Origin of the sequence: Shewanella olleyana (assembly GCF_023283825.1) — a bacterium.
Taxonomy (GTDB): Bacteria; Pseudomonadota; Gammaproteobacteria; order Enterobacterales; family Shewanellaceae; genus Shewanella; species Shewanella olleyana.
This window is the reverse complement of sequence record NZ_JAKILD010000027.1, coordinates 1-14,279: the sequence shown is the minus strand read 5'-3', so window position 1 is coordinate 14,279 and position 14,279 is coordinate 1. Positions and strand designations below refer to the sequence as shown.

The 14,279-nt window shown below is 41.9% G+C and carries 9 protein-coding genes; 8 read left to right on the top strand and 1 reads right to left on the bottom strand.

The window, feature by feature from the left end:
* Positions 1–19 precede the first annotated feature (19 nt).
* From rng to L2735_RS16875, 8 genes are all read left to right on the top strand, one after another.
* The gene (rng, locus tag L2735_RS16910) at positions 20–1,510 is read left to right on the top strand and encodes a ribonuclease G (RefSeq protein ID WP_248985825.1); all 1,491 of its coding nucleotides are present in this window, start codon (positions 20–22) and stop codon (positions 1,508–1,510) included.
* The gene (locus L2735_RS16905) at positions 1,510–5,973 is read left to right on the top strand and encodes a YhdP family protein (protein ID WP_248985824.1); all 4,464 of its coding nucleotides are present in this window, start codon (positions 1,510–1,512) and stop codon (positions 5,971–5,973) included. The genes rng and L2735_RS16905 overlap by 1 nt, the downstream gene beginning before the upstream one ends.
* The gene (locus L2735_RS16900) at positions 5,897–6,733 is read left to right on the top strand and encodes a carbon-nitrogen hydrolase family protein (protein WP_248985823.1); all 837 of its coding nucleotides are present in this window, start codon (positions 5,897–5,899) and stop codon (positions 6,731–6,733) included. The genes L2735_RS16905 and L2735_RS16900 overlap by 77 nt, the downstream gene beginning before the upstream one ends.
* Before the next feature lie 133 nt (positions 6,734–6,866).
* Entirely contained in the window at positions 6,867–8,315 is a 1,449-nt protein-coding gene (gene tldD, locus L2735_RS16895) for a metalloprotease TldD (protein ID WP_248985822.1), read from the top strand.
* A 162-nt stretch (positions 8,316–8,477) separates the two neighbouring features.
* The gene (locus L2735_RS16890; protein ID WP_248985821.1) at positions 8,478–9,980 is read left to right on the top strand and encodes a TolC family protein; all 1,503 of its coding nucleotides are present in this window, start codon (positions 8,478–8,480) and stop codon (positions 9,978–9,980) included.
* Positions 9,970–10,944, top strand: a complete 975-nt coding sequence (locus L2735_RS16885; protein ID WP_248985820.1) for an HlyD family secretion protein — start codon at positions 9,970–9,972, stop codon at positions 10,942–10,944. Before L2735_RS16890 ends, L2735_RS16885 begins: the two co-directional genes overlap by 11 nt.
* A gap of 106 nt (positions 10,945–11,050) precedes the next feature.
* Complete coding sequence (locus tag L2735_RS16880) at positions 11,051–12,271, top strand: ABC transporter permease (protein ID WP_248985819.1); 1,221 nt, start codon at positions 11,051–11,053, stop codon at positions 12,269–12,271.
* Positions 12,268–13,413 carry an ABC transporter permease gene (locus L2735_RS16875; RefSeq protein ID WP_248985818.1) on the top strand — a complete coding sequence of 382 codons (1,146 nt, stop codon included), beginning with the start codon at positions 12,268–12,270 and terminating at the stop codon, positions 13,411–13,413. The genes L2735_RS16880 and L2735_RS16875 overlap by 4 nt, the downstream gene beginning before the upstream one ends.
* 133 nt (positions 13,414–13,546) lie before the next feature.
* Here L2735_RS16875 and L2735_RS16870 read toward each other — a convergent pair whose 3' ends face one another.
* The gene (locus L2735_RS16870; RefSeq protein WP_248985817.1) at positions 13,547–14,047 is read right to left on the bottom strand and encodes a hypothetical protein; all 501 of its coding nucleotides are present in this window, start codon (positions 14,045–14,047) and stop codon (positions 13,547–13,549) included.
* Positions 14,048–14,279 lie beyond the last annotated feature (232 nt).

The following is a 14,279-nucleotide window of genomic DNA, read 5'->3' as shown; positions in this document are numbered from 1 at the left end:
GGCGTTAAACAGGTGGCTTATGCAAACAAAAGCACAGCGTAAAAAAGGATCTGAATTACTGATTAACGTCACACCAACTGAAGCAAGGGTAGCGCTTGTTGAGCATGGTGTATTGCAAGAGGTTCACATTGAGCGCCGCATGAAACGCGGTCTTGTTGGTAATATCTATAAAGGTAAAATCAGCCGTGTTCTTCCTGGTATGCAAGCGGCGTTTGTCGATATTGGCCTAGAAAAAGCCGCATTCTTACATGCTTCAGATATTGTACCGCACACTGAGTGTGTTGCCGATGTTGAAAAGGGTAACTTTGTTGTACGTGATATTGCTGAGCTTGTTCGTCAAGGTCAAGACATCATGGTGCAAGTGGTTAAAGATCCTCTTGGCACCAAAGGCGCTCGTTTAACCACTGATATTACCTTACCTTCCCGCTATCTCGTGTTCATGCCTGGCTCTAGCCATGTGGGTGTATCCCAGCGTATCGAAGAAGAGTCTGAACGCAGCCGTTTAAAGAAAATTACCGAGCCCTATGTCGACGAAGATGGTGGTTTCATTATCCGAACCGCTGCAGAAGGTGTTGGTGATGATGAGCTTGCTCAGGATGCTGCATTTTTAAGGCGGGTCTGGGCTAAAGTCAGCGAACGTAGAAAACGAAAAGGTGCAACTCTGTTATATCAAGATTTAGCGCTGCAAGTGCGAATTATTCGTGATTTTGTTGGTACTGAACTTGATCATATTCAGGTGGATTCTCGTCGAACCTTTGCTGAAATTGAAGGCTTTGCACAAGAGTTTATGCCTGAAATTGCAGAGAAAATTGAACACTATGCTGGTCCATCACCCATTTTTGAACTTTATGATGTTGAGAACGAAATTCAACGCGCGTTAGGCCGTAAAGTTGAACTTAAATCTGGTGGTTATCTGATTATTGATCAAACAGAAGCGATGACGACTGTTGATATTAATACCGGTGCATTTGTTGGTCACCGTAATCTAGCTGAAACCATATTTAATACTAACTTAGAAGCCACCCAAGCGATCGCCAGACAACTAAGGTTGCGCAACTTAGGCGGCATTATCATTATCGACTTTATCGATATGATGAATGAAGACCATAAAAAGCGTGTGCTAGATAGTCTAAACTTAGCATTAGCAACAGACAGAGTGAAAACCAGTGTCAGTGGTTTTTCTGGTCTAGGCTTAGTAGAAATGACCCGTAAACGTACTCGTGAAAGTCTTGAGCATGTTGTGTGTGGCGAGTGTCCAGCTTGTAATGGCACAGGCTCAATGAAAACCGTAGAGACGGTTTCATATGAAATATTTAGAGAGATTATTCGTTTAAATCGCGCCTACGCTGCCGATGAGTTTTTATTGTATTGCTCACCTGCAGTTTATAAGAGTTTAAGCACTGAAGAAGGCCATTTGTTAGCAGAGTTAGAAGTTTATATTGGTAAGCAAATCCGCCTACAAAATGAAACTTTATATACTCAAAATAAGTATGACGTGGTGATGGTGTAGTGCCTAAGAGTAAAACCGTTAAAGTTTGTCGTTTTTTGTTCCAAACCGTAGCCGTAGTATTAGTACTATTTGCGCTAGCGGTCAGTCTCATCCGCGGTTTACTGCCACAGCTGCCTGAAGCTCGTTATGAAGTGATAGATTATTTACATGAGCAATATCAGGTTGAAGTGCAAATTGGCAAACTTTCGGCAGAGTGGCAAGCTTTCGGGCCCGCGTTAACCGTCAATAACCTCGTTATCCCTCCTCAGCAAAATTTACCTGTGACCATTATCGCAAGTCAGGTTCATTTTAAGCTCGATTTCTGGCAAACCTTATTGACCTTATCGCCAAAAATTGAAACGGTTAAATTCGACGGTATTCATGTTGCCCTCAATGTTGACGAACTTTCTACTTCTAGCTCCGAGCCTGCAAGTAGTACAAATGTAGACTGGTTATATGCATTACTGTTAGAGCAGTTAGAGTATTTTTCTATTAGTGACGGCACGCTGCAACTGCTAAGTTCAAATCATGATTTTAGACCGATTTTTATCAGTAACTTTATTTGGCATAATCGCCCTGAATTACATCAAGGCAAAGGCTTTTTGCACCTTGATTCAGAAACTTCAGCAAAAGAGTTGTTGGCATTAAGAGTAGATTTAGAGGGTAGTGGCTATAATCCAGATGAGTTAGTGGGGCAGATATACCTATCTGCGGAGTCACTAGATTTAGGTGAATGGGCTTCAAGGCAGCACGATCCGTTATTGAAACTAGACAACATTGAATTTGAAGGTGTAGTGAATCTTAAAGCTTGGTTGGGTATTGAGTATCGAACCATTAATACTGGGTTATTAACGTTTGAACCTAGTTGGCTACAATGGAATACATTAGGTGAAAATCAGATATTTGAGATTAATGGTGGCGCATTAAAATGGCAACCCAATGATAATGGTTGGCAAATTAGCAGCCATGATTTAGATTTTTCCACCAATGGCGTGTCGTGGCCTGAACTTAATTTATCTCTCAAAACAAATTACAGCGATTTGTCGGTTAGCATCAATGAAATAGCGCCTGAAGTATTAACGCCCTTATTGCCGCTTATCCCTAAAATGGGTGAAAAAGGGGTCGAAAAATGGCGGGCGTTATCACCTCAAGGCGTCATTGGGCCTCTGCAACTGTTAAAAGAGCAAGGCAAACCGGTGCTATTGAAAACAGCAGTTAAACAGCTGCAATGGTCGGCTACGGATAATATTCCTGGTACAAGTCCAATAGATTTTAATTTGTCTTGGGCTAATGGCTTACTGAATGCTGAATTTCCAGAACAAGATTATGAGTTAGATTTTCAGGGTGGTTTCGAAGCACCTCTAGCGCTTAAAGGCGATGCATTTCAAGTCCAATACAGCATCGAAAAGTCTCGTTTAACCTTACCTAATGTGCACTTTAATAATCCCGATATCGATATTGCAGCTTCAATGCAATTGGATATGGAGCAAGATGCTCATCTTGCCTTAAGCGCCAATGTTGCCATTGCAGATGTTGTTAATGCGGGTAGATACTTCCCACTGCATACGATGAGTGACAATTTGGTGAGCTATTTGAATAATTCGTTACTCAAAGGCGAGATCCCAGATGCCAATATTGTCTGGCATGGACAGCTTAATCAATTTCCTTATCAAGATAATTCAGGGGTTTTTCAGGCCGGTTTTAACCTCAACGATGGTGCTTTCTTATTTCAGCCAGACTGGCCAGCGGTTGATGACTTGAGTCTATATGCTTTATTCGAAAATGCGGCAATGGACATCGTAGTCAATAAAGGCAACCTTTTATCCGTTTCTGCAGACGGCGCGCATGTTTATATTCCATTTATGGGTAAAGAAACAACCTTAAGAGTTGAAGCAAAGGTAGGGGCCGATGCGGATGATGCCAAAGACGTTATTGATAATTCACCACTTAAAAACTCTATTAGCCCTACGCTAAATGTAGTGCAGATATCCGGCGATATTGTCAGTGAATTAGATTTAACTATTCCTCTGTATGAAGGTGGCAAATCTGACAATAAAGGCGTTATTACTTTTAATGATAATGCGGTATATGTCAGTACACCGGGGTTAAACCTTGAAAAAGTGACAGGGAATGTTGAATTTAATAATGCTGAGGTCAGTGGCGAGCAGATCAATGCCAATCTGTTTGAGCAACCACTGACATTTGACTTTGCTACTGAGCCGACAAATACCGGTGATTTAGCGCTGACTGTCGATCTAGCTGGTCAGTGGGATTTAGGCACATTACCTGACTATATCGATAATCCATTAAGCGAATACTATTCTGGCGACATGGCTTGGGATGGTGCGGTGACGATGATATTTGACCCCACTGGTTACCGCCTGCAAGTTCAAGTTAACTCTGATTTAGTTGGAACTACGTTATCATTACCTGCACCATTTACAAAAGAGTTTGAGCAGTCCAAGGCCTTAAGGGCAGAATTAGTCGGTGATAATAAGCAATCGTCTTTAAGCATTAAATTAGGAAAAGATGCAGAATTTTGGGGTGGTTTTAATGAAGATACTGGCGAGCACCTCGACCATTACGATTTATTATTAGGCCGTCATTTTAAGTTGGGTGACCAACTAGTCAAAGATCAGGGGCATATTCAAATCGATTTGCCTGAAGCTGAATTGACTCAATGGTTGCCTATCATTAGTAAATTTACTGATAAAGTAAATTCAAGTATTGATGCGCTTCCTGAAAAGAACGAAAAAGATAATAATGCTACGGCGCCAGCTGACATGATTATGGCTGAACAAGAGCCTAGTGTTATCACAAACGAATCTACTAAAAATAAAGTTGAGATAGCTAAAGAGTCTGAAGCTTTAATTGATAAAACGGCGAAAGAAGCTGTAACAGAGGTTATTGCTGCAAATCTTGATGATGCAACAAACGATAGGGTGAGCTTTTTCCCGCCATTAACCTTAATTGATGCACGTATTGGCTCGTTAAATATTCTCAGCCAAGAATTTGAAGACCTAACTTTTACAGCCAAACCATTAGAACATGTTTGGCGCTTTGATATTGCCTCTGAACAACTTGACGGTCATATTGATTTTTACCCAAGCTGGCGTGAGCAAGGGCTCAAAATTGTAGCCAGTAAATTACATTTAGCACCTAAAGTTAAAGCGCCTGAAGAAGCAGAATACTCACCAGATAACTTATTGGATAACTTACCGCCATTAGCTGTGGATGTAGATGATTTTGGCCTATATGACACACGACTTGGTCATTTGGTACTTCAAGGTATTCCTTATGAAAATGGCTATCGTTTTCAAACCTTAACGATGACGAGGCCTATTGTTAGCTTGCAAGCATCGGGAGACTGGACTTTTGCCGAAGGTAAAAACCTGACCAAGTTTGACGTCGATATTAAGGCCAGTAAATTTGATGCTTTATCTGAGGCATTAGGCATTAACCCGGGTCTTAAAGACGCGCCTGTGGATATGGTGGGTGAGTTCTCATGGGAAGGTGCGCCTTATGCGTTTTCTTTAGAAACCCTAAACGGCAAACTACGTTTTGATTTGGGTAAAGGTTATTTATCAGAGATTAGTGACAAGGGGGCACGAATATTTTCACTGTTCAGTTTAGATTCTTTAGTGAGAAAGCTGTCGCTTGATTTCTCTGATGTGTTTGGCAAAGGGCTTTATTTTGACTCCTTTGGCGGCTCATTGGATATTGATAATGGTGTAGTGAAAACAACAGATACTGAAATGGATGCAATTGCGGGCAACATGAAGGTGCGTGGTTATACTGATTTAACCACTCAAAGCTTAAATTATGACATTCGCTTTATACCTCAGTTAGCATCCAGTGTGCCGACGGTAGTCTTACTGAGTACCAGTGCATGGACCTTAGGTTTAGGCGCTTTTGCATTAACTAAGGTGTTAGAACCCGTCATTGAGGTGATATCTGAAATTCGATTCCGCTTAGGCGGCACCATGACAGATCCTCAATTAGATGAATTAGAGCGTAAAAGTAAAGAAATTGAAATTCCTGAATCAATTCTGCCACGTACTGAGCAACCTGTAGAAGAGACAGATGCTGCAACTCAAGTGACAAGTACTGCAACTCAAATGACAATTGCAGGTATTACAACTGCTGACGAAACAGCAATTGATACAGAACACGATACGCAAGCCAATACAGAAACAAGCACGCCAAACGAAGCGCAAGTTAAAGAAGTTCTCAAAGAAAACATTGAACAGACTATCGAAGCGAAAGATGAAACTAATCATTCGATAAAGCTTGATGCAGAAACGACCACGGCTATTACTACAAGCTCAAGCTCAAACTCTAACGTCATATCTTTTATTGATTATAAGCAGGGTGCTCGCTTTAAATCTTTAAGCCAAGGAGGCAGCCATGCAAATCAGTTTACTGCAATGTCAGAGCAGCAAGGATGTAGCAGCCAATCTGGCATTTATCGACTCTCAGCTTAAGGTACTTACAAGAGTTGAAGGCGAGCCCCAATTGGTGGTTTTACCTGAATGTTGCTTGATGTTTGGTGGTCATGAACAGCAGCAATTGGCGATAGCAAGTGACGACAATAATAGTGAGCTTAAGCATTCATTAGCCAAATTAGCCAAGCAATACCAAGTTTATATGGTCGCTGGTACTATTCCTATTTCAGCGGAAGACGGTCGAGTATATAGCCGCAGTTATCTATTTGATGATACGGGTGATACCTTAGGTAGTTATGATAAGTTACACTTATTTGATGTCGAGGTAGCTGACAATACTCAGTCATATCGAGAAAGTGATACTTTTTGTCCAGGTGAACGTATTACAGTAGTGAACACGCCGTTTGGTAATATCGGTTTAGCCGTTTGTTATGATATTCGTTTTCCTGAGTTATTTCGTGCCCTGCGCCTTGCTGGAGCTGACTTCATCGCTTTACCGTCAGCGTTTACTAAAGTGACGGGAGAAGCTCACTGGCAAACCTTGATTCAGGCTAGGGCGATAGAAACTCAGTGCTATTTTTTAGCGGCAGATCAATGGGGCCAGCATAACCAAGGTAGTCGTGAAACATGGGGACAAAGCATGATTGTTGATCCATGGGGCAGAGTCATCGCAGAACGTAAAACCGGCTTGGGTTGGGTTCAAAGCAAAATTGAATTAACAGAGCTTAAGAAAATCAGACAACAAATTCCAGTGGTGCAACATAACCGATTTGCGGCACCAGATTTGATAAATAACTAGAAACGCTAAACATGAGAGTTGGCGTTAAATTAGCACTGATACAAATACAAATACAAATTATCGATAATCACAGTATCAAGACTGTGGTTGATTAGCATCATTTTAAAAGCCAAAAGGCTTAAAGAGAGAATTAATGCCATTTCTAGCTCAAGTAGAACAAAGTTTATTACAAGATGGATTAACGTTAGATGGTCTGCAAGATTATCTTAAGGTTATCCACCAACATAATATTGATTTTTCAGACTTGTACTTTCAAGGTAGCCGCCACGAAACATGGGCACTTGAAGATGGCATTATTAAAGAAGGTAGCTTCCATATCGAACGTGGTGTGGGTGTAAGAGCCATCACTGGTGAGAAAACCGGTTTTGCTTATGCAGATGAAATCACTCCTGCAGCGCTACAATCTGCGGCAGAAGCTGCGAGAGGAATTGCATTAGCGGGTCAGCAACATAAGGTTCACGCATTTAAGCGTCATAAAACCCACGGCTTATATAGCAGTGCAGATCCCATTGCGGCAATGGAAGAAGCGCCGAAAATTAATCTACTAAAACAGACTGATGCTTATATTCGCAGTCTTGATAGTCGTATTATTCAAGTGGTTGTGAGCTTATCGGGCGTCCATGAAGAGATCTTAGTTGCCGCCAGTGATGGCACGCTAGCTGCTGATATTCGTCCATTAGTGCGTTTCAACTGTAGCGTCATTTTAGAAGATAATGGTAAACGAGAACGCGGTAGCGCAGGTGGCGGTGGACGTCATGATTACAGTGTATTTCTTGCCACCGATGGTGCTGGCTTACCTGTTTGTTTTGAGTTTGCCCGTGAAGCAGTTCGCCAAGCACAAGTTAATGTAAACGCGATTGATGCGCCAGCAGGTGAAATGCCAGTGGTATTAGGTAATGGCTGGCCAGGCGTATTATTACATGAAGCGGTTGGACATGGTCTAGAAGGCGACTTTAACCGTAAAGGCAGCAGTGCATTTAGTGGTAAAGTCGGCCAACAAGTAGCGTCGAAATTAGTAACCGTTGTCGATGACGGCACAATAGCAGATCGTCGTGGTTCATTGAGTATTGATGATGAGGGCGTACCGACTCAGAAAACGACCCTTATTGAAAATGGCATTTTGAAAGGTTACATGCAGGATAAGCTAAATGCTCGCTTGATGGGTGAAGCCACCACAGGTAATGGACGCCGTGAATCCTATGCTCATTTACCTATGCCTCGCATGACCAATACATACATGGAAGCGGGCACATCTACTCCAGAAGAAATGATTAAATCTGTCAAAAAAGGCATTTATGCACCAAACTTTGGTGGCGGCCAGGTGGATATTACCTCAGGAAAATTCGTGTTCTCCGCTTCAGAAGCTTATTTAATTGAAAACGGTGAAGTGACTGATGCTATTAAAGGGGCAACATTGATTGGTAACGGCCCTGAAGCCATGAGCCAAATCTCAATGGTAGGTAATGATCTCGCCCTAGATAAAGGGGTTGGTGTATGTGGTAAGGACGGCCAAAGTGTACCTGTTGGCGTAGGTCAGCCAACCTTGAAGCTAGACAGCTTGACAGTAGGCGGCACGGCTTAGCTTATGTAAAGGTGTCGTAATGGCACCTTTTATTTATGTGATGTTTATTTATGTGATGTTTATTTATGTGATATTGCTAATTAACTCTTGTATATTTGAAAAGTAAAACTAGTTATAATTCGCCACCAATAGAGTAATTACTCTACTTAAAGGATGAGGTTAATGAGGCATTTAGCTGTTTTCTATACGGGTATTTTGAACTTGATCATGCTTAATTTAAGCGTGTTAAGTTTTCGAACATTAAATTCATCAAGCTCTAAGCCAAGACGTTGCCTATTGCTGCCGTCCTTTCTCGCTCTTTGCTCAGTTACTCTTCCAAGTCACGCAGAACCTATTGCGTTTAATCAGGCGTGGCAGCAACTCTTAAGCGTCAGTGATAAGCTCAAAGCACACTCTCAAGAAGTGAGCCGTGCAGAAGCTGAAGAACGTGCTGGCGAAGATATGAATTTACCCTCATTAAATCTTGCTGGTAGTTATACTCGCTTACAAAAGCCCATCGAATTAGACTTGCGTGACCTTAATCCGTTAGCCGCGATCGATTCCGCTGGCTTGCCGCCTTTATTAGGCGAAGCATTAGCAGCTATTCCCGGTTCAATGTTTGTCACCCCTTTTACCGAGCAAGATATTTTCCGCGCAAGCCTTCAGGCGATGTGGCCGATTTATACCGGCGGTAAAATTACTGCTGCTCAAGGTATTCACGCTGCTCAGGTAGAAGAGAAAAAGCATGAATACTCACTGACAACCCGAGATTTGTTTACTCAGTTAGTTGATCGCTATTTTGCCGTTGCTGTGACCCAAACCTTAGTAGAGACCAATCAGCAGTTGGTGGACTCGCTTACTGAGCACGAGTCCCATGCGCAGAAATTAGAACGTGAAGGCCAAATCGCTAAAGTTGAACGACTCAATGCTCAAGTGGCTTTAGAAAATGCCAAAGTGAATCTTGGTAGTGCTAAGCGCCAACATGAAATGGCGCAAATTGCCTTATCCAGAATGCTGCAGCTAACTGATGCGAATCCGACCTCGGGTTTATTTAGCTTGCCGCAATCCCCTTCATTGCCGCGTTTAAGCCAGCTAACCTTAACTCAGCACCCTGCGCTTAAATTGCTTGAAGCTAAAGAAGCTCAGGCCAATGGCCTGATCCAACTAGAAAAAGGGCGGTATCTGCCTACAGTGTATTTATACGGTAATTACACCTTGTATGAAGACGACAGTTTATTTTCGCAAATCGAACCTGACTGGATGGTAGGTGTTGGAGTGAACGTACCGCTTTTTGCCCGAGACGGACGAAGTGGCAAAGTCGAAGCGGCACAAAGTGCGTTATTACAGGCTAAATATACCAAAGCTCAAACACAGCAAGATTTGAGTTTATTAGTTGATCAAAGTTATCGCCAACTGCAACAAGCGGACGAAGAAGTAAAAGCACTGAATGCATCTCTAGCATTAGCAACAGAAAATCTTCGCTTAAGAGAATTAGCATTTAACCAAGGGCTATCAACTTCAATTGATAGAGTGGATGCAGAATTAAAGCTGAGCGCAGTGAAAACCCAGCAGTTAGGCGCGCAGTATCGTTATGTACAAGCTTACGCAAGACTAATGGCTATTAGTGGTCAAGTGGACGAATTTATTGGTCGAACCCAATTACAGGAGCAGCAACATGCGGGCTAATCGAGTTATTGCCGTTATCGCAATTATTTTTCTACTAGGAATATTAGCCTACGGATTAAAATTAGCATTTGAACCAAAAGAGACTGTTTTACAAGGGCAAATTGAGGCTCGTGAATACAATATCTCGTCTAAGGTGCCGGGTAGAGTGGAGCAAATTATGGTTCGCCGTGGCGATAAAGTCGCTGTAGGCGACTTATTATTTGCGATTAACAGCCCAGAGTTAGATGCAAAACTAATGCAAGCTGAAGGCGGACGAGATGCCGCTAAAGCGATGCAACAAGAAGCGGACAATGGTGCGCGCCAGCAACAAGTCACAGCAGCAAAAGAGCAATGGTTAAAAGCCAAAGCTGCTACCGATTTAATGGAAACCACTTATCAACGAGTCGAAAATTTATTCGATGAAGGGGTGGTTGCCAGACAAAAACGTGATGAAGCTTTTACCCAGTGGAAAGCGGCGCAATATACCGAACAAGCTGCGCTAGCTATGTATCAAATGGCTGACGAAGGTGCTCGGGTCGAAACTAAAGCCGCAGCAGCTGGTAATGCTCGTATGGCTGAAGGTGCTGTAAAAGAAGTCAGCGCTATATTAGCTGACAGCCAAATGCGCTCGCCTAAAGTTGCCGAGGTGAGCGAAGTGTTATTGCAAGCTGGTGAGCTGGCTCCAAGTGGTTTCCCTGTGGTGAGTTTAATTGATATCTCTGATGCTTGGGCTGTAATGCAACTGCGTGAAGATCAATTAGCTGACTTCAAGCAAGGTCAGACTGTATCGCTAACCATTCCTGCGTTGAAAGTCACTGAAGACTTCACGATTGTTCATATTAGTGTCATGGGCAGCTTTGCTACTTGGCGCTCAACTGAAAGCGGTCATGACTTTGATATGCGCACTTTTCAAGTTGAACTTCGTCCAAATAGCCCTATTGCTGATTTAAGAGTGGGTATGTCTGTGCTGCTAAACGTAAAATAGCGATATCAGTTAGGTGAGTTATTAGGTTGCTTTTAGTCATTAATATGCATCTAGTTTTTAAGGTGCTTCTAGCGGTTAAGATGCCTCTAGTTGTTAAGGTATAAGAATGCGGGCTTTGCTAAATCAAGAACTTAAGTGTTTATGGAATTCACCTTGGCAATTGGCCTTGGTGACGTACATTCCGCTGGTCAGCATTTTGTGTTTGTGGTGGTTGTTTAGTGCGGGGTTGCCAAGACAGCTGCCTGTAGCAGTCGTAGATCAAGACAATAGCCAATTAACACGTGCATTAACTAGAAACTTAACCGCCAACTCTGTCATCAAGCCCATCGCATTTTCGCAATTATCAGATGCAGAAGCTGCGATGAAAAAAGCTGAAGTGTATGCTGTAGTGGTTTTTCCTCATCAATTTAAAAAGTCGTTATTAACCAGTGGTAGCCCAACCATAGATATTCGTTACAACAGTCAGTTTTTATTGGTAGGTAAGCTGCTCTCTAGCCAATTACAACTGAGTTTAGGTGCAGGGCTTATGGAAGTTGCTGGACTAAAACAGTTATTAAATGGGGTGAATAGCGCCTCGGTAGCAGTAAACCTGAGTCCTGTGACGAGTCAAACCACCGCACTATTTAATCGTAATAATAACTATGTTGGCTTTTTAGTGCCGCCAGTGTTAATTGCACTTTTACAGCTGTTAAGCATGATGGTATTTGTTAACTCGTTGAATGAATCATTGATTAAGAAAAAAGACAGTTATTTAATAGCTGATAATTTTTGGTCTCAAGTCGGTTGCAAAGTCTTGCTGTATACACCGATTATGTTACTTCATGGCTGTTTCATTCTGGTGTTGCTTTATGGTTATTTAGGCTTACCTATAGCTGGTTCAATGAGCCTTTTAGTTACTGCATTAGCTTTGATGTTATTAGCAATATGGCCATTAGTTATTTTGGTTTTTTTAGTGATGCGAGAGCCTGCGAGTAATATTAGTTTTGGTTCTGCTTTATTTGCCCCCGCTTTCGCTTTTATGGGCGTGACTTTTCCAGTTAATGATATGCCGTTGCTCGCACAATGGTGGCGTTTAATAATGCCTTCAAGCCACTATATTGATTCCCATATCAGTGTGATCAGTTATGGCGCAGACACACAGCAAGTCATGCTGCAGTTTTTATCTTATTGGTATTTCTTAGCCGTGGCTGTTATGGCTTGGGGCTTATATAAAATCCTATTCAATAAGCAACAAAAAGTTAATGGCTCGAAATCTGATAAATTATTTTTCAAACATAAAAGCTCTGCTAAGCCAAGTAATAACAATAACCCAGGGGCCTACTTATGACTTGGCTGCAATTATTATGGGCTGAACTTAAAGCGATTTTGGCGGAAAAGGACATAGTTCTGACTGTGTTTGGAGGGGTGCTTTTTTACTCAGTGCTATACCCGTTACCTTATCTAAATCAAGTGCCAACAGAGCAAATGGTAGTGGTCGTTGATCATGATAATTCATCATTAAGTCGGCAACTAGTCAGACATGCTGATGCGAGTCCTAAAATTAATATTGTGGCGCAAGTAGGTAGCATTACTGAAGCGCAACAATGGATTTCTGAATCCAATGCCCATGGCTTGCTGGTTATTCCAGAGGGTTTTAGACGAAACTTGTTATTAGGTAAAGGTGCGACATTAAGCTATGGCGGTGATGCGAGTTACTTCCTCATATATTCTGCCATTGCTGAAGGTCTAATTAGTGCTGGGATGGACGCCAGTAAGCAGGTGCAAATGGTGGGCCTATTAGCCCGAGGTCAAAACCCTAAGCAGGTCGAACAAAGTTTAAATTCAGTCAACATCAATAGTGTTCCCGTATTTAACCCAAGCTTGGGTTATACACCTTATGTGGTTCCAGGGCTGTTTTTGCTTATTTTACACCAAACATTGTTAATCGGTGCTGGGATTTTAGGGGCAGGACAATGGCGCAAAAAAGGCTACTGGAATGAGGTTTCACCTTTAGCGCTTATTAGTGCTCGGCTAACCGTGTTTTGTGTTATTTATGCTTTTTTATCAAGCTTTTATTTAGGCTATTGTTTTTATTGGTATGGCGTTAGCGTTCAAGCTTCCTTAGGGGAAGTCAGTCTATTTATGCTGCCATTCCTTTTATCAACATCTGCTTGTGGTATCGCGTTAAGCTGCTTGTTTGTTAAACGAGAGTTACCCACTCAAGTGCTATTGTTAGTGTCTATGCCGATTTTGTTTGTATCGGGTTTTGTGTGGCCATTAGCCTTAATTCCTGATCTATTAGTGCAAGTTTCTCAAGTTATTCCTGCTGTGCCTGCCATTTTAGGTATGCTGGAGTTAAACCAAATGGGAGCGGGTTGGATGACAGTTCTTCCGCAGTGGTTACAAATGTGGGCATTATTTGCTTTGTTTAGCTTATTGGCTTACATAGGCGTTAAGCGGAGGTTATCAACTCCTTTACTGAGAGAATAACTCGATTTTATCTGCCTATAAAATATCTGCCAATAAAATAGACATTGGCCTGGGTGGCTCAATGTCTATTGGCTTCTCAATATAATGAGGCTGTAAGATTAAGTTTTGCTGTCGCTGTTGATCGTCTTCCAAATTATAATGTTCCCGTTTCGGTGTTGTTAAGTTCAGTTTCTAAACGAAGCAAGTTTTGCTTGTAGATTGGCTCTTGGATTGCTTTTGCAGCTTGTCTGAAGTCCTCTAATGCGCCAACATTGTCATTCGCTAATACTTTCATCACGCCACGATTATTGTATGCATATGCGCGCATTTGCATTGATGGTAGTTTATCTGCATTTACTGCCATTTTTACCGCTTCAGTGCAGGCCTCTTCAGCGATATCAAACTTAGACATTTTAGTGTAACCAACACATAAGTTGAGGTGACGAGTATATGTGTCAATCGCAGATCTTCTTGCCGATTTCGTTAATGCAATGCCTTCATTTATATCACCTGATTGAATGGCATCGACGCCAGGCATATTTTCAATTAACACCATTTTATAACTGGTAGTTTCAACTGCAGCGGCCGAAACGTTAGCTGAACACGCCAATAATAGACTTGCTGCGATCGCAGTGGGAAGTTTAGAAGTTTTCATGTTTATATTCCTTTATAGGTAGTAGCGAGTCGCTACATGGCTAATTTAGGCAAAACAAATCTAGCTGACAAACGAGAATAATTGGATCGATAAGTGAGTTTTTTTCACTTATCGATAGTGGTTAGGGCGTGTATATGGTCTCCTCCAATATTGCAATATAAAAAATAGCGTTGTGACAGTGATAGGTTTGCGTTCGTATATCCGGCTTCATAATTGAAACGCTTGGGTTTCG